General features: G+C 54.0%; 14 protein-coding genes. All 14 read right to left on the bottom strand.

Going from position 1 to position 16,646, the window contains the following annotated elements; genetic code table 11:
* Window positions 1-4: 4 nt before the first annotated feature.
* A complete protein-coding gene (locus tag ACKTS9_RS17165) occupies window positions 5-949 on the bottom strand; it encodes a nucleoside kinase (RefSeq protein ID WP_349215228.1) in 945 nt (314 codons plus the stop codon).
* Window positions 909-2,369 carry a coproporphyrinogen dehydrogenase HemZ gene (gene hemZ, locus ACKTS9_RS17160; protein WP_407881891.1) on the bottom strand — a complete coding sequence of 487 codons (1,461 nt, stop codon included), beginning with the start codon at window positions 2,367-2,369 and terminating at the stop codon, window positions 909-911. Before hemZ ends, ACKTS9_RS17165 begins: the two co-directional genes overlap by 41 nt.
* Window positions 2,366-2,980, bottom strand: coding sequence for an MBL fold metallo-hydrolase (locus ACKTS9_RS17155; protein ID WP_407881890.1), 615 nt, complete (start codon window positions 2,978-2,980; stop codon window positions 2,366-2,368). Before ACKTS9_RS17155 ends, hemZ begins: the two co-directional genes overlap by 4 nt.
* A 12-nt stretch (window positions 2,981-2,992) precedes the next feature.
* Window positions 2,993-3,448: a D-aminoacyl-tRNA deacylase gene (dtd, locus tag ACKTS9_RS17150; RefSeq protein ID WP_407881889.1), complete on the bottom strand. Its 456-nt coding sequence runs from the start codon at window positions 3,446-3,448 to the stop codon at window positions 2,993-2,995.
* Between the two features lie 17 nt (window positions 3,449-3,465).
* Window positions 3,466-5,637, bottom strand: coding sequence for a RelA/SpoT family protein (locus ACKTS9_RS17145; protein WP_349215224.1), 2,172 nt, complete (start codon window positions 5,635-5,637; stop codon window positions 3,466-3,468).
* Window positions 5,638-5,643: 6 nt separating this feature from the next.
* On the bottom strand, window positions 5,644-7,674 hold the full coding sequence (gene recJ / locus ACKTS9_RS17140) for a single-stranded-DNA-specific exonuclease RecJ (protein ID WP_407881888.1): 2,031 nt from the start codon (window positions 7,672-7,674) through the stop codon (window positions 5,644-5,646).
* Between the two features lie 16 nt (window positions 7,675-7,690).
* The gene (locus tag ACKTS9_RS17135; RefSeq protein WP_407881887.1) at window positions 7,691-8,788 is read right to left on the bottom strand and encodes a 5-bromo-4-chloroindolyl phosphate hydrolysis family protein; all 1,098 of its coding nucleotides are present in this window, start codon (window positions 8,786-8,788) and stop codon (window positions 7,691-7,693) included.
* Window positions 8,789-8,801: 13 nt separating this feature from the next.
* Window positions 8,802-9,953, bottom strand: a complete 1,152-nt coding sequence (locus ACKTS9_RS17130) for a hypothetical protein (protein ID WP_407881886.1) — start codon at window positions 9,951-9,953, stop codon at window positions 8,802-8,804.
* A 13-nt stretch (window positions 9,954-9,966) separates the two neighbouring features.
* Window positions 9,967-11,556, bottom strand: a complete 1,590-nt coding sequence (locus ACKTS9_RS17125) for an NAD(P)/FAD-dependent oxidoreductase (RefSeq protein ID WP_407881885.1) — start codon at window positions 11,554-11,556, stop codon at window positions 9,967-9,969.
* Window positions 11,557-11,561: 5 nt separating this feature from the next.
* Complete coding sequence (locus ACKTS9_RS17120) at window positions 11,562-12,845, bottom strand: YbbR-like domain-containing protein (protein ID WP_407881884.1); 1,284 nt, start codon at window positions 12,843-12,845, stop codon at window positions 11,562-11,564.
* Complete coding sequence (gene cdaA / locus ACKTS9_RS17115) at window positions 12,835-13,698, bottom strand: diadenylate cyclase CdaA (RefSeq protein WP_349215218.1); 864 nt, start codon at window positions 13,696-13,698, stop codon at window positions 12,835-12,837. The genes ACKTS9_RS17120 and cdaA overlap by 11 nt, the downstream gene beginning before the upstream one ends.
* A gap of 79 nt (window positions 13,699-13,777) precedes the next feature.
* Complete coding sequence (gene ispF, locus ACKTS9_RS17110; protein WP_407881883.1) at window positions 13,778-14,923, bottom strand: 2-C-methyl-D-erythritol 2,4-cyclodiphosphate synthase; 1,146 nt, start codon at window positions 14,921-14,923, stop codon at window positions 13,778-13,780.
* Window positions 14,924-14,937: 14 nt separating this feature from the next.
* Window positions 14,938-15,288, bottom strand: coding sequence for a hypothetical protein (locus ACKTS9_RS17105; RefSeq protein ID WP_407881882.1), 351 nt, complete (start codon window positions 15,286-15,288; stop codon window positions 14,938-14,940).
* A 117-nt stretch (window positions 15,289-15,405) separates the two neighbouring features.
* A complete protein-coding gene (gene codA / locus ACKTS9_RS17100) occupies window positions 15,406-16,641 on the bottom strand; it encodes a cytosine deaminase (RefSeq protein ID WP_349215215.1) in 1,236 nt (411 codons plus the stop codon).
* Between the last annotated feature and the right edge of the window lie 5 nt (window positions 16,642-16,646).

Below are 16,646 nucleotides of genomic sequence, written 5' to 3'. Positions count from 1 at the left end.
TTTGTCATTGCGGATTTTCTCCCAAAAATTCCCGAAGCATCGAATCTTCCGGGACCAGTGAAAGCGGAATAGTGCGACACTTTGCAAACGTATCACACAGTGACTTCAACCGCTGCGCATAAGGGCTCTGCGCCGGCAAAGCTCCGCGGTGCGCGCAGACCAGCGGCGCCAGGCAGCAAACCTCGTAGGAAAAGCTTGTATCCAGCAGAAGATCCGCTTCCGGCTTGAACACCTTGATATTTTTGTCTTCCCCTTCGCATACAGCCGGCCACATAGACAACGTTTTTTCCACACTGTGACCGCGGAACTGATAATCCCGCACCATGCGCCGTGCCAGACGCACGTCCCGAGTGGGCAGAGAACGCTGTCCGCCCGTGGAATACTCTTCCCGCAGACCTGCGTAAATTTTGTACACACTTTTCGGCGGCAAAAGTGCCGTCAGACGGGGATTGAGCGCATGGATTCCTTCCACCACGGCGATTCCCTGCCCGATTTGAACCGGGATGCGTCCCATTCGGCGCTGTTCACGGCAAAAATCAAAATTCGGGATTTCCGTGCATCCGGTCTGCGTCAGCTCCAGAAGGCAGCGATTGATCTCCTTCACATCCAACGCATCCACGCTTTCATAATCCGGCGTGCCGTCAGGCAGAAGCGGATATTCTTCCAGATTTTTAAAAAAATTGTCCAACGAAACGACCGCTGCATGCGTTCCCAGCTTTTGAAGCTGAAGTGCCAGCTTGTGCGCAGTCGTCGTTTTTCCGGAAGAAGAAGGACCTGTCAGCATAACGACCCTTGCTCCGCTGTTCAAGACGCTTCGGGCCGCGGCATCGATCCGGTCGCGGTAGTCCTTTTCGCAATAATCTACAAAAGCCTGCGGAGACAAAGCCGCAACGCTCAGCAGATCCAGTTCAACAAGACGTTTGGGGATCCATATCAACGTATTGCCCATAAAAATCCTCGATTCCCTGTTTGCGCTGCTGCACAACATCGTAGCAGCGCAGGTATTCCAGCGGATATTTGTGATTAAAAATGCGCTTGATGTGCCCGCAGGGAGCGACCAGTTTTGTGGAACCGCCTGCACCTGCAGACAAAATTGTATGCACTTCTTCCATGATATAGATATTGTACAGGCCCGCAAAACCGGGTTTGGTATATCCCGTATTTTCCAGGTTTTGCAGCGTTCCCTTCTGGCGATACATGTAATAGGGTTCATAGCCCGCCTGATCCAGGCAGGCACAGGCCGACAGCATCTGTACAACATCTCCGTAACGGTCCGGCGCATGATCTTCCACCAGTGTAGAAGCGCGTTTCAGCGTCAGCGTATGCACGGTGATATTTTCCGGACCCAGGGTCATCACGCCTTCCAGACTCTTCTTGAAGCCGTCCACTGTATCCAACGGCAGCCCTGCAATCAAATCCATATTGATATTATTATGCCCCAATTTGCGGGCTGTGTCAAAACAGTCCAGCACATCCTGAGCTGTGTGCCGACGCCCGATGGCGCGGAGAACTTCATCCGAAAGCGTCTGCGGGTTGATGGAAATTCTTGTGGCGCCCAATTCTTTCAGTACCGCAAGTTTCTCCGGCGTCGTGCAATCCGGCCGCCCGGCCTCCGCCGTATATTCCCGCACGCTGGAGAGATTGAAGCACTCCTTCACGGTATTCATCAGCGTGCGCAACTGCTGCGCAGAAATCGCAGTGGGCGTGCCGCCGCCAATGTAAATGGATTCCAGTTTGAGATGCAATTTTTGAACCAATGCCGCAATGTCACGCAACTCTGCGCACAGGTGTGTCACATACGGTTCGATCAGTTTGGCGCTTTCACCCGTTGTTCGTGAGACAAAGCTGCAATAACTGCACCGGGAGGGACAAAACGGGATGGAAATATACAAGCTGAAGCTGCGAGGTTCTACCTGCGCCAAAACGGGCCGCTGCAGCTTTTCAATGCGCGTGGCCAGACGCAGCTTTTCTTCGCTGACAAAGCAGTCATTTTGAAGATGCTGCGCAGCCTGCTCTTCGCTCATTCCACGGGCATAAAGGTTCCGTACGAGCCGCACAGGACGAACGCCCGTCAGCATACCCCAAGGCGGCTGTTTGCCGGTTCTCTGCCGCAGCATGCAAAACAGCTCACGGCAAATTTCATATTCTTCCTGCTTTTTATCGGCACCGTCTGTCAAAGAGAATCTGCGGGCAGTAATTTCTTTCTCCCACCGCACAGCACAAAGCACGCGGGTACCGCTCTTATGCAAAACGATGGCATCCTGCCCATGCGCCGGGTATTCTTTCACCAACTGGAGAGCAGGCCAGAACAAACGCGCCACATGTTCCGGCTCATAACCGGAAGAAAGACCTGCCAAATAAAGTTTCATTTCGGATCCTCCATTGCCGCGCGCAAGTAATAATTACGGCTTTTCTCCTGCTCCATAGTGGAAAAAGGGCCATGACCGGGAAGCACCTGTACATCATCCGGCACTTGCGCCGCTAATTTCCGAAGGCTGGCATTCATTTGCGCCATGCTTCCCGTCTCCAGATCTGTGCGTCCGATATCCCCGCAAAACAACGTATCTCCGCTGAAAAGGTGCTCTCCGCACAAAAGGCAGACGGAGCCGGAGGTATGGCCCGGCGTGGCAATCACCTGAAAATCCATGTCGTCCACAGAAAAATGATCACCATCGCCATAACAGCTGACCTGATCCAAGGGCGGGAACAAGCGTTCATCTACATGGGGCGCGGCATCCAGCTCGCTGACCATCAGCGAGGCACCCGTCGCCTTCCGAAGTTCAGCGACCGATCCCATGTGGTCGTAATGACCATGGGTCAAAAGAACTGCAGCCAAGTGAGCATGATGCTCTCTCAGCAAATCGAGATAGCGCTGTGCAGGCGCATTGGGATCAATCACAACTGCATGCCCCTGATCCCCGATCAGCAGAAACGTATTGGTACACAATGGCATCGCTGCCTGAATGTGAAAAACCTTCATTGTATCTTCCTCCTACCGGCTCCAGTCATCTGTTTCAATCACAATGGTGACCGGGCCGTCGTTGACCAGCGAAACCTGCATATCCGCTCCGAATTCGCCAGTGACCACACGGCGCAGACCCGTTTGATGCATCTGCCGAACAAACTCCTCATAACAATCCACCGAGAGCGGCGGCTTGGCGGCACGAATAAAGCTGGGTCGCTTGCCCTTTTTGGTATCTCCGTACAAAGTAAAATTGGAGATAATCATTGCCTCGTATCCCTTTTCTTCAGCGGAAACATTCAGATTGCCGTTTTCATCATTAAAAATGCGCAATCCTGCACATTTGCGTGCCAGCTTTTCGCACATTGCCGTGGAGTCCGTATCGGAAACCCCCAGCAAAATGACCAGTCCCGGGCCGATGGAACGGGTTTCCGCTCCATTGATGACCACACTGGCAGAACGAACTCTTTGAAGAACTGCCTTCATGCTTTCCCCCTCAGCGATCACACACGGATGATACTTGTAACGCTGCGGATTTTTTTCAGCCGCGCGATCACCGTGTTCAAATGCTCTGTATTGTTTACACCCACCGTCAGCGACATGGTGGCGCGTCCGTCCGAAAGCTGGCGGGCCGAAATCGCATAGCAGGGCAGGTGCATCTCTGCAATCAGGCCTGCAACATCTGCCATCAGGCCGTCACGGTCAATGGCCGAGATCTCCAGTGAAGACTTGAAGCTTTCTTTTACGCCCTCGGCCCAATGTGCCCGCACCCAGCGCGGCGCATCTTCGCCTTCCAGTCCCATGCGAACGTTGGGGCAGTCACGCTTGTGAATGGACACGCCGAACCCGCGGGTGACGAAGCCAATGATATCGTCTCCGGGCAGCGGGTTGCAGCACTTGGCGAATTTGACCAGACAATCGTCCATGCCTTCCACCAAAACGCCTTCACTGGACTTATGCTTTTTCAACGGGACCTTGAACACCGTTGTCGGCGTGTTTTCCCGTACGAGCTTGGAATATTCGTCCTTTACACGGATCATCAACCGGGACAGCTGAATGCCGCCGTACCCCAGCGCCGCATACATCTCTTCAACGGTATTGAGGCGCATCCGGTGTGCGATCTCCGTCATAAACTCGTCGTACTTATCTTCCGGCACCGTGATCAAATTGCGGCGCATCTCTTTTTCCAACGCCGCTTTTCCCTCGGCGATGTTTTCTTCCTTGCGCTCCTTTTTGAACCAGTTGCGGATCTTGTTTTTCGCCTCACTGGTCGTGACGATGTTCAGCCAGTCACGGCTGGGACCTTTATCCTTGGGTCCTGTAATGATCTCAATGATCTCGCCTGTTACCACCTTGTGATCAATGGGCACAATTCGTCCGTTGGCCTTGGCACCGATCATGCGGTTGCCCACCGCCGAGTGAATGGCATAGGCAAAATCAATGGCCGTCGCTCCGGTAGGCAGGTTGATGACATCGCCTTTTGGCGTAAAGGCAAACACCTCTTCCGGCAGAAGTTCGGACTTGATCTCACGCAGCAGGTCACCTGCGTCATCGCTCTCCCTCTGGCTCTCCAGAAGCTGGCGAACCCAGGCAACACGGTCATCCAGCTGCTTATTGTCCGACGTAACACCCGCTTTGTACTTCCAGTGCGCGGCAACGCCATATTCCGCCGTCTGATCCATCTCCCAGGTGCGGATCTGCACTTCAAAAGGGATTCCTTCATGTCCCAGTACCGTGGTATGCAGGGACTGATACATATTGGGCTTCGGAGTTGAAATATAGTCCTTAAAGCGGCTGGGGATCGGATGATACATGTCGTGAATCACACCCAGCGCATTGTAGCACTCGCTCACCGTGTCCAGAATGATGCGCACCGCGTAAACATCGTAAATCTCCTCGAAAGTGCGATTCTGCATGTACATCTTCCGGTAAATGCCATATACGCTTTTGATGCGTTTTTTAATAAAGCATTTTTCCATTCCGTTCTGGGCCAGATGTTCGCGGATGCGCTCTACAATGCCCGCAATAAACTGCTCGGCGCTTCCGTTTTTCGCCAGGTAGGACCGAATCTCCTCGTATCCCACCGGATCCAGATACTGAAGGCTTCGGTCTTCCAGCTCTTCCTTAATACTGCTGATTCCCAGACGATGTGCAATGGGAGCATACACTTCCATGGTTTCCAGGGCTTTGTCGCGCCGCTTCTGTTCCGGCCATGCATCGCCGGTGCGCATATTGTGCAGCCGGTCGCACAGCTTCACCAGCATGACACGTACGTCTTTGGACATGGCCATCAGCATCTTGCGCAGGTTTTCCGCCTGCTGTTCTTCCATGGAGGAAAACTTGATTTTGCCCAATTTGGTCACGCCATCTACCAGAAGCACCACGTCTGCACCAAAATTCTGGCGCAGTGTGTCCAAAGACAGACCCGTATCCTCCACCACGTCATGCAAAAGCGCGGCAATCACGGAATCCGTATCCAGGCCAAGGTTCACCACCAGACAGGCCACCGCAATGGGATGGCTGATGTACAGCTCGCCCGACAGGCGGCGCTGATCCTGGTGCGCATTGCGCGCCATTTCGTAGGCACGCTCAATTTTTTCCATGTCGTATGGTTTGCCGGACTCTTCCGTCAATTTCTTCAAATCTTCATATGTGAGCACAGACGGCTTTTCCATACAAAGTCACTCCTCTAACTTTTGTAACACAGGCGCACTGAAAAGATCTTTTTTCTCTTTCACCGGAAGCAGCCGCCAGCATCCGTTTTTGTTCTCGATCAAAGACAGCTGCTCCAGAGCTTTAAGCGAAATGATTACTTTCCCAGCGCTTCCCGCCCCGAATTTTGCAAACAACGGGCGCAAATCGCTCTCCGAAAGGCCCTGCGGATGCGCCGCCAGGAACCGATAAACGCCGGCCGTGTCCGCACGAACAGGGGTAATCGCCCGGCGCTGTGCTTCTTCCAGCGCGGCGCCGCTGCAAAATGCGTCTGCCCACTGGGCCAGCTGCGCATGCTCTTCGCCCATTCCCGCAGGCCGCAGATCCTTGATGCGGGCGGAAACCATGACACCGTTTCTCCCCTCAAAAATGGAAAGTGCCACCAATACATCCACGGTATCTCCGGGCACATATCCCAGCGCATCCGGCCCCTTCCCGAAGAATACCGCATTCAAAATACTGCCGTTCTGCCGAAGCCGAACGCGGCAATGCTTTCCCTCGCTGACAGGGTAAACCGCATCCACCAAAGCATTTTCCACTAAAAACAGCGGGGCAGGGTTGCCGTTTCCAAAAGGCGCCAGCACACTCAGTGCAGCGACCTCCTGCTCAGAAATCTCGTTCAGCGCGACCAGCGCATCCGCCACAATTGCCGGCACATCGACCACCGGATGGTGCGCGGCAGCCCAAAGATTGATGGCTTTCCGAAATGCGGGCAAATTTTCCCGACGAATCGAGAGGCCGGCCGCCGAGGCGTGCCCGCCAAACCGAATCAACAATTGCTCGCAGGAAGCGATGGCCTCATAAAGTGAAATACCTTCCTGGGAACGCCCGGAACCTTTTCCCTCTCCGTTCTCGTCCACAGAAATGATAATCGCAGGCTTTCCCATACGTTCCGCAATGCGCGAAGCTACAATTCCAATCACACCCGGGTGGAATCCGTCGCCCCAGGCCACCAGAATCCGATCCGACTGATACGTAGGATCTGCGGTCAGCTGCTCCAGTACAATCTGTGAAATTTCCTGCTCCGCCTTCTGCCGGGCAGCATTTTTATCATCCAGTTCCTGTGCCAAAAGCGTTGCTTCTTCCTCGTCATCGCTGAGCAGCAACCGGAGCGCCACTGTGGCAGAGTCCATCCGACCTGCCGCATTCAAACGCGGTGCCAGGCCGAAGGACACATTTTCTGCGGTAAGCTCCTTGCCTTCCAGCCCGCACTGAGAGATCAGGGCAGCCAGCCCCGGGCGGTCTGTGTTCTGAAGAAGAGACAAACCCGCTTTGACAATGGTTCTGTTTTCTCCTTCCAGATTCATGATGTCCGCCACCGTGCCGATGGCTGCCAAATCGCCATAATAAGGCAGCATCTCCGCCGGGTCGGCCGCATCCAGCGCGCACACCAGCTTAAAAGCCACGCCCGCGCCGGAAAGACTTTTGCAGGGACTTTTGTCAAAAGGTAGCTGCGGATCGACCAGCGCTGCTGCCTGCGGAAGAACGGCCGGCGGCAGGTGATGGTCCGTCACCACGACATCCATGCCTTTTTCCACTGCCAGTGCAATGGCTTCGTTGGCGGAGATTCCATTGTCCACCGTGATGACCAGTCCGACCTCTTTCTCTGCCATCTGCTCTACTGCGTTGGCAGAAAGGCCGTAGCCGTCTTCATCACGGCTGGGCAGTTTGTAATACACTTCTGCTCCCGCAGCGTCCAGATACGTATACAGCAAGGCTGTGGCCGTCACACCGTCCACATCATAGTCTCCAAACACAACGATTCTCTCGCCGTCATCGATGGCTCTGTGGATTCTGTCCACAGCCTGTTCCATACCCGCCAGCAAAAAAGGATCGCTGAGGAGCTGACCATCTCCACATCTGCGAACCGCCTCCTGCGAATCACACACACCACGCGCTGCCAGCACCTTTCCCACCAAAAGCGGCTGTCCCACAGCCGCACTCAGCCGGGCCGCAGTCTGTGCATCGGGACGGCTTACCCGCCAGGGATGATAGATCATAACATTGCTCTCCTTCTCATTTCTCCACAGGCACCTTTATCTGGTCCTGTGCCAGGCCATCCTGGTTGAATACGCTTTCCAGGGCACTCACTTCCACCGATATGTCCATGGCCGTATCTTTCAGCAAATTATCCAGCAGGTTGTGAAATGCCGCAGTCACCGGGTCCAGCACGCCGGACACCTCTTTTTGAATGCCGGCGGCCACTTCACTGCTGGCGGCGTGAGGTTCCACCTCATTGTATGTTTTCAGAAGTTTGATGGTTGTAGGCAAATAGTAATCGCAAAAACGGCGCACGTCGTCATCGCAATCCGGATGTGCTTTTACCCAGGCAAAAATGCCTTCCGCCTGATTGTAGATATCCTGTGCCTTCTCCCGGATTTCCTCGTTGTCAATGTCGGCCAGCTGCCGCTTCATCTCTTTCAAAAACTCCTCGCTGTCCGATACGGGCTCCTGCTTTTTCTGCGCTGTTTTCTTCGTGGTGCGTTTTTTTCGCTGACTCTGCTCGTCCTGCTTCTTGGCGCGCTCCGGATTTTGCAGCCGCCAAACAGTATTATTCGCATAAAAGCAGCCGCTGTCTTCGTCTACAAAACCAAAGGGAAAATAACCGCGCTGCACCATATCTTTCAAATCCTGCCGCACTGTTTCCACCGACCGGCCGCTGGCCCGTGCAATATCCGCCAGCGGGCACATCTCCTGCACATTGATGATCTCACGGTACAGCTTGTAATTCTTCATGCGCTCCAGCCATTTGAAGCCGATCCGCGACACTTTTCCAAACACTGCCGTCAACAGGCCAAATTCGGCCAGCCCCGCCACATACTCAATGGCAGACGGAACGGAATAAAGCAGCCACGCTTCATTTCCGGCCTGAAACAACAGAACGCAAAGCATCAGCACTGCCATGGCCGCCCCGCCGACTCCGACCAGTCCGGCCAGCAGCATTTTCTGATTCAGATTCTTGTCATCTGTGAACAAATGCGCCGCAGAAGCCGCCGTCTTCAGCTGCGGCGCATAATACTTTGCGCCGCAATCGGTAAACTTTTTGGGAGTGGACACATTCTTCAGGCGGGGCAAAACCACCGCCAAAATCACAATCAAAAAGAAGATTTCCACTCTGATTCCCTCCTCAGGACAGCTGTCCTTTTTCCAGTGTACGTGATAATTCATCCGGTGTCAGCCCGTCCTGCGCCAGGACCGTCTCCATGGCAGACACCTCAGCGGAAACATCCAGCGCCGTATCCTGCAGCAAACCGTCCTGCAGCGTGCGGAAAGCGGTATTGATGGTTCCCAGGATGCGCATAATATCCGCCTCAATCTGCGCCGCCGCACGGCTTTCGCCGCTTTTGTCCCCCACTTCATTGTAGGTGCGCAGAAGTTTCAGCGTTGTCGGCAGATAGTACGTCGTAAATCTTCTCACATCGTTCTCATCCGCCGGGTGCATTTCCAGCCAGGCAATCAGCTGCGCTGTCTGCGCATCCAGCTTTTCCACTTCGGCCAATATCGCTTCTTCGCTGAGTTTTTGTTTTTCAGTGCGAAGCCCCATCCAAAAAGAGCGAAGATCGGCCAGTGTGGCGCTGGCAGGCTGTGCCTGAGACTGTACCGTCTGCGCCTCGCTTTGAGCCGATTGCTGTGCCAGATAAGCAGCGTACGCCGCACGATTGGTGAAAATCCGGGAAGCGTCCGGCGCCAGAAACATGCCTTCAAAATTCCCCTGCTGCATCATATGGCGTATCTCCCGGCGCGTCTTTTCCACCGGGAGGTCCACCGCTGCCGAAAACTCTTCCATCTTACAGTAACTGCGCCCCTCCAGAAGCTGATGATACGCCACCAGACGACGGGCCGGGTAACTTTTCATCTGACAAATGGCCGCAGGAATGGCAAATGCAGCCGCCATCACTGTCGTCACGCCCCAGGCACTGACGTCCGTCTCGCCTGATAAAAGAACCATTCCTGAAACAGCCAGCATAATAAACGCTGTGATCCCCAGCCCCAAAGCCGTGCCTTCCAGCGCCTTATAGTTATCCCGCAACTGCTTCATGCGTTTTTCCTTTTTCCGGCGCGCTCTGGCAGGGGCCGTAGACTCCTGCACCGCATCGCCCAGTTCCAGCGCTGCGTCCCGCACCGCTCTTCCAAAGGAGCGCGATGCATTCTTCAGCACAGGTGCAACGTTGCTTTGGAAGGCACCGGCAAAATCCCGCATGGCCGATTCCAGTTCTCTTCCCGCATCAGAAAGTTCCCGTTCCAAATCTTTTTCCCAATCCTGTCGTTTGCCAGACATTCCGACTCCTCCATCAGGCCCGGCTTGGCCGATAATATTCCGCAATGGTCCGTGCAACACGAACTCCGTCTACCGCCGCCGAAACAATTCCGCCGGCATAGCCAGCGCCTTCCCCGCAGGGATACAGCCCCGGCAGATCCACGCTCTCCATATTCTCACCGCGCACAAGGCGGACCGGACTGGATGTGCGTGTCTCCAGACCCGTCAAAACAGCTTCCGGCGCCGTGTAGCCCCGCAGTTTTCGTTCAAAGGCGGAAAGGCCGGTTCGAAGTGCACTTGCCAGCTCATCCGGGAGCAGCGCCCCCAAATCAGCAGCGTGAACCCCGCGCGGATAAGTCGGCTGCACACTGGTGATGCGCAATCTGCCCTCGCCATTCAGAAAGCTGCGCACGTTTTCCGCCGGAGCAGTATAGCCACCGCCGCCCGCCTGAAACGCCCGCGTCTCCAATGCACGCTGAAACGCAATTGCCTCGCGCGCATCGCCGCCGAAATCTGCGTCGCTGACGCTGACCACCACGGCGGCATTGGCGTTTTTGCCATCCCGGGCGTGAAAGCTCATTCCGTTGGTCACCACTCGGTCTTTCTCACTGGCGGCGGCAACCACCTGACCGCCGGGGCACATGCAGAATGTATACACGCACCGCTTTCCTACGTGATGAGAAAGCTGATACTCGCCTCGCGGAAGCGCCGGATGTCCCGCTGCCTCATGATACAGGCTCTCTTCGATGCAGCTCTGCAAGTGCTCTGCCCGGAACCCCACCGAAAACGGTTTGGCCTGCGGGCGCAGGCCGGTTTCAAACAACATCTCAAACGTGTCACGCGCCGAATGGCCTACTGCTAAAACCAACGTTTCACAAGGAATTTCTCCGGATGATGTGCGCACGCCGGTCAACACGCCATTTTTCACACACAAACCCGTCAAAGCTGTGTCAAAAAACACCTGACCGCCCAGAGAAAGAATCTCATTGCGAATCGAAACAATCACATCCCGCAAACGGTCGGTACCGATGTGCGGTTTCTGACGTACCGCAATTTCTCGGGGCGCGCCATGCTCCAAAAGCGTGTCCATCACAAACCCGCACAGCGGATCATGAATGCGGGTCGTCAGCTTGCCGTCGGAAAAGGTTCCCGCGCCTCCTTCTCCGAACTGGATATTTGCATTTTCATCTAAGCAGCCGCTCTCATAAAATCCCAGCACCTGCTTCATCCGACGTTCCATCTCCGGGCCGCGCTCCAGCACCACCGGACGAAATCCCTGCCGGGCCAGCACCAGCGCCGCGAACAGCCCAGCCGGTCCCAGCCCGCACACCACCGGCGGATGTTCCAGCACCGTACTGCCGGTTCCAATCGAAAACGTCTGCTTATTCAAAATCGAAACAGAGGGTGCAAAGCCCTCAAAGGAACGCTCTGCACCCTTTTGTCCCAGCTCTACCGCCACTGTATAGACCAGCACCGGTCTTCCGCGACGGGCATCCACAGAGATTTTATAAATCTCCGCGCCGGCGATTTGCCCTTGTGTCAGATGCAGCCGCTTCAAAGCCGCATCCACGGCCTGTGCCTGCCCGCATTCCAGGGGCAGACGAATTTCTTTTACCAAAAGCATTCTTGTTACGCTCCTGTGCTGATGTCGCACAGCACTGTATAGGTTCCTGTGGCAAACACGGTCTCTGTACCCGGGACAATGATTTCCACTTCCATGTTCTGCTGCCCTTTGGTCACACTGACATTGGTGGGTGATGCGTCGATTTGTGCCACTACACTGGACTCGCTCAACTCTTCCAATTCATCTTCGCGTCCAATCAGCGTCACATTGTTGATGCGTCCCACCGAGGGCGTCACCGTGGTTCCACTGGCGGCGTTGACCACGCGAATTTCACTGACCGAAATGGTACGTGTGGTAAAGCCCATGGTATTGAAACTGACCGTCACTTTCTGGACTGAATCAATGTTTCGCAGCCCGTCCGGCAACTCAGTACTCAGGTCAACGCTGGTTCCCAGCTGCAATTTTGCCAAATCAATATAGCCGGCATTGATGCTCTCCAGTGCGTCCACCTGCTCGGCGGAACCGGCCACGCGGATGGTCTCCTGCGATAATGTAGGATTCAGCACTTCCACATCGTATCCCACAGGTACATGCGTGTACTCCACCGTCAGCGGAACCTCCTTGATTTTCAGCACCGGAATGGTCACTTCCACCTGGCTTACATCCATGGTCAGATAGGTGGAATCCACAGGATTGCCTTCTTTATCCAAAAATTCCAGCTGCGCCGTGGTCAGAGCAGATTCCGTTCTCTTCTCATTCAGCGTGACATTGGCCATCACCTTATCGATGCTGTTGACGACACTTTCCGGGCCGCGCACCGTCACTTCCGCAGGTGATGCCACCGGAGTATCCACATAATAGCCGTCTTCGGGATCGATCCCGCTGGCATTGACCGTAATTGTAAATTTCTTTGTAGATACCTTGTCGAAGGTGACCTGCACATAAGCGCTGGGGCTGATTTCGTTAAAATCGTAAGAACGGCTGTTCAGCAGGGAGTCCGCCTGTGTTGCCACCAATTTCAGCGTATAAGTGCCAGGCCCGTTGACCTGCGAATAATTGGGATACAGAAGAATATCTTCCGCCTCCACCCCGCTGATCTGGTTATCGTCTCCCGAAATGGTAACGCTTTTGTCTTCCGTGTCTTTTTCCACAATATCCAGTCCCTGACTGAGATACGCAGCTGAATTGTAGTCGTAATTCACTTTCACATTGCGGATCGTCGCAATGCTGTTGGGATTGATGATCGAACGCACAACAAACCACAGCCCAATTGCGATCAAGATAGAGAAAACAATGGTGAAACGCTTGTCGGAAAACAGCTTTTCAAAATAATTTTTCTTAGCTTTCATGCTTTTTCCTCCAGAAAGGCTGCTTTTTCTCTTCGGTTTGCGGCGGGACCATATCTCCCTGCAGCATATTGAACAGGTTCTGACGATCCAGCCGCCGAATCAAAACGCCGTTTTTGGCCATAGAAATGATTCCTGTTTCCTCGCTGACCACCACAACCACTGCATCGGAGTTCTCGCTCATTCCCAGCGCAGCGCGGTGCCGCGTTCCCATGTCCTTGCCAATCTCCAGATTATTGGACAAAGGAAGCACACAGCCGGCCGCCTCAATGCGTCCGTCGCGCACAACTACCGCTCCGTCATGCAGCGCCGTTCCCTCATAAAAAATCGTCTCCAGAATTTCCGGCGTAATATCTGCGTTCAGGACAGTGCCTGTCTTGATAATTTCCGACAGGTTGGTGCGCCGCTCCAACACCATCAGCGCTCCTGTCCGTGTATCAGACATCTGCTCGGCAGCATCGCACACCGACACAATGGCATTCTGCCATACTTCACGCAAATCCGCCGGATTTACTTTGCTTCGAAACAGCTGCATACCAAAAAAATTGGTACGGCCCACCTGTTCCAGCGCACGGCGAAGTTCCGGTTGGAACACAATAACCACTGCGATCAACCCGAAACTCATCACACTGTTGATCAACCACTGCAATGTGCGAAAATCGCAAATTTTCGCCACGACAAATGTAAAAATCAGCACCAGAATTCCTTTGGCGATCTGTGCCGTATGTGTTTGATTGATCAGGCGAATCAACTCATATACCAGGAACGCCACAACTGCAATATCCAAAATATCGGAAAGCCCAACGTTCACATGAAACAGGGTAAACATATCATACCAGATGCCTTTCAAACCCATATTGGCACCGCCCTTCTCTCAAAATAAGCCATTATTTAGTATACCATAATCATAAAACGCCGTACAGGGAAAAATTTTTTCACAAACGGGTGCCCCTGCGTTCCAAAAGGCATACGCAATGTGCGGCAATTCCTTCTCCGGCTCCGGTAAAGCCCAGCTTTTCCTCGGTTGTTGCTTTTACAGATACCGCCTGCACATCCAGCCCCAGTGCACCGGCAAGGTTCTCCCGCATGGCAGCAATGTGCGGCGCCAGCTTGGGAGCCTGGCAAAGGATGGTCGCGTCCAGATTTTCTGCGCGCCAGCCCTGTTCGTCCAGCACTTCTTTCACTTTTTTCAAAAGTTCAATGCTGTCCGCCCCTTCATAAGACGGATCGTTATCAGGGAAAAGGTGACCAATGTCCCCCAGCGCAGCCGCGCCCAGCAGTGCATCCATAACCGCATGTGTCAGGACATCGGCATCCGAATGGCCCAACAGGCCCTTTTCAAACGGGATCTCCACCCCGCCCAAAATCAGCTTGCGCTCTTCCACCAGACGGTGCACGTCATACCCATGCCCAACGCGCATTTGGCGTTCCTCCCTTTTCGCGGGAAGATCTTCCCGTGTTGTAATTTTGTGATTGGCATAGTCCCCCTGCGTCAGCTGAACCGGGACCCCTGCCATCTCCAGTATAGAACAATCGTCCGTTACATCCCCATTTGAAACTGCCCGCAAAGCCTTCCGATACAGGTCCGTACGAAAACACTGCGGTGTCTGCACAGCATAAAGCCCGCTGCGGTCCGGCGTATATTTCACCATTCCGTCCGCCCCGATCACCTTTACGGTATCCTTTACGGGAACAGCCGGCGCAGCAGCCCCCATGCGAAACGCCGCATTCAGCGCCGCGGTAATAACTGCCTGACTGACAAAGGGCCGGGCCGCATCGTGAACGGCCACAAAATCTGCTTTGATCTCAGCAAGGCCGTTCTGCACACTCAAGGCACGTGTAGCACCGCCACGCACCAAACGAACCGGCTTGTGGATCTTTCGGATCAGCGGCTCTGCCTTTTCGGCGTTCTCTCCCACAACAACCACCAGTTCGTCAATGGCAGGATGCATATCAAACGCCTGCAGACTTTTTTCCAGAACCGTCTGTCCATCCAAATCATACATCAATTTATCGAACCCCATACGGGTAGAACTGCCTGCCGCGACTATGATCGCGGCTACCGTCCGATTTTCAATCATCGCGTTCTCTCCTTTTATACATTTTTGTCAACGGCCATAAGCACTGCCAAAACCGGGAGCCCAAACAGCTGTGGGATCAGCACCCCCACCGGGTCTGCTCCCGGAATAAACAAAGATACCAGCACCGCGCCAAACTCCACCAGAAGGCGAAGAATGTAGAAAGCACCTACCGCAGACAGCTGCGGCGCGCTTTCCCAGGCTTTAAACAAAAGGCGAAGAGCCACTGTGCTGACCAGAAATCCCACTGCCATACAGATGCCGCGCACAGCCGAAAAATAATCAGCCAACGCCAGCAAAGCCCCTGTGGCAATTACCAGCAGTGCACTGATTCCCAAGGTTTTCAGAAATAATTTTCGATGCGCCATAAGCGCACTCCTTCCAAAAGTCATTCTTATGATTTAGTATACCATTTTTCACAATTTCTGCATAGTAAAACCCGTTGAAATGTAAAAAGATCCCCCGGCAATGCCAGGGGATCTTTTTCAAAACAGAACATTTTTTCTTTCCGGCTCGGCCTGTGCAATCAGGCGACCGTTTTTGTACGAACGAAGTACCGGTGAATTGTAGTTGAGCGCATCGTAATAGTTCTTGGCATCCAATACAATCAGGTCCGCAGGATTCCCCACACGGATTCCGTATTGGTCCCCCAGATGCAGCGTGCGCGCCGCATTGGTTGAGATAAAGCGATACGCATTCATGATTTCTTCGTACCCCATCATCTGACACACATGAAGTCCCATGAAAACCACATCGCGCAGATTGCCGTTTCCAAGAGGATACCACGGATCAAAAATATCATCATGACCGAAGGAAACATTCAGCCCTTCCTGTGTCAGTTCACGCACACGGGTAACGCCCCGGCGCTTCGGATAGGTATCCACGCGCCCCTGCAGATGCGTATTGACCAGCGGGTTTGCCACAAAATTGATGCGCGATAATTTCAGCAGACGCATCAGGCGCAGCACATACGCATTGTTGTAAGAATGCATGGCAGTGGTATGGCTGGCGGTCACACGGTCAAACATCTGCATCTCGTAGGCACGGGCTGCCAGCGTCTCCAGACCGCGGGAGGCTTCGTCATCAATTTCGTCGCAATGCACATCAACCAGGCGATCATACTTCTCCGCCAGCTTCATGGCAAAATTCAGAGATTCCACACTGTATTCCCGCGTAAACTCAAAATGAGGAATCGCGCCGACAACATCCGCGCCCATGCGAACCGCATTTTCCATCAACTCTTTGCCGTTTGGATAGCTGAGGATCCCCTCCTGCGGAAATGCAACGACCTGGATATCCATCACGTCTTTCAATTCCTGCTTCAGTTCCAGCATGGCTTCCATGGCTGTAAGTTTTGGGTCCGTCACATCCACATGTGTGCGTACATGCTGGATGCCGTTGGCCGCCTGCATGCGAACCGCACGCTGCACGCGGTCGCGCACATCGGCTTTGGTCAGCTTGTCTTTCCGTTTGGCCCAGCACTCAATGCCTTCAAACAGCGTTCCGGACATATTCCATACCGGATCTCCCGCTGTCAGGCAGGTATCAAGATGCACATGCGACTCGATAAACGGCGGCAACGCAAGTTTTCCGCCAAAATCAATGACCTCCTCGCTTTCGTTGGGAGCAAGCGCCGGCGCAATCTCAGCAAACTTTCCATCAAGCACACGGATATCGGTCAGTTCCTGCGCATTTTCAATGTACAGATTTTTCAGAAGCATCGCAA

Source organism: Owariibacterium komagatae (genome assembly GCF_045865535.1).
In the GTDB taxonomy this organism is placed as follows: Bacteria; Bacillota; Clostridia; order Oscillospirales; family Ruminococcaceae; genus Ruthenibacterium; species Ruthenibacterium komagatae.
The sequence above is the reverse complement of the archived record's forward strand: the minus strand, read 5'-3'. Positions and strand labels throughout refer to the sequence as shown.

Bases quoted from the DNA above. Each gene is read 5' to 3' on its own strand.
- ACKTS9_RS17155 (WP_407881890.1), bottom strand. From the start codon at position 2,980: ATGAAGGTTTTTCACATTCAGGCAGCGATGCCATTGTGTACCAATACG.
- ACKTS9_RS17120 (WP_407881884.1), bottom strand. From the start codon at position 12,845: ATGAAAGCTAAGAAAAATTATTTTGAAAAGCTGTTTTCCGACAAGCGT.
- codA (WP_349215215.1), bottom strand. From the start codon at position 16,641: ATGCTTCTGAAAAATCTGTACATTGAAAATGCGCAGGAACTGACCGAT.
- ispF (WP_407881883.1), bottom strand. From the start codon at position 14,923: ATGATTGAAAATCGGACGGTAGCCGCGATCATAGTCGCGGCAGGCAGT.
- dtd (WP_407881889.1), bottom strand. From the start codon at position 3,448: ATGAAGGCAGTTCTTCAAAGAGTTCGTTCTGCCAGTGTGGTCATCAAT.
- ACKTS9_RS17105 (WP_407881882.1), bottom strand. From the start codon at position 15,288: ATGGCGCATCGAAAATTATTTCTGAAAACCTTGGGAATCAGTGCACTG.
- ACKTS9_RS17145 (WP_349215224.1), bottom strand. From the start codon at position 5,637: ATGGAAAAGCCGTCTGTGCTCACATATGAAGATTTGAAGAAATTGACG.
- ACKTS9_RS17130 (WP_407881886.1), bottom strand. From the start codon at position 9,953: ATGTCTGGCAAACGACAGGATTGGGAAAAAGATTTGGAACGGGAACTT.
- hemZ (WP_407881891.1), bottom strand. From the start codon at position 2,369: ATGAAACTTTATTTGGCAGGTCTTTCTTCCGGTTATGAGCCGGAACAT.
- cdaA (WP_349215218.1), bottom strand. From the start codon at position 13,698: ATGGGTTTGAAAGGCATCTGGTATGATATGTTTACCCTGTTTCATGTG.
- ACKTS9_RS17165 (WP_349215228.1), bottom strand. From the start codon at position 949: ATGGGCAATACGTTGATATGGATCCCCAAACGTCTTGTTGAACTGGAT.
- recJ (WP_407881888.1), bottom strand. From the start codon at position 7,674: ATGATCTATCATCCCTGGCGGGTAAGCCGTCCCGATGCACAGACTGCG.
- ACKTS9_RS17125 (WP_407881885.1), bottom strand. From the start codon at position 11,556: ATGCTTTTGGTAAAAGAAATTCGTCTGCCCCTGGAATGCGGGCAGGCA.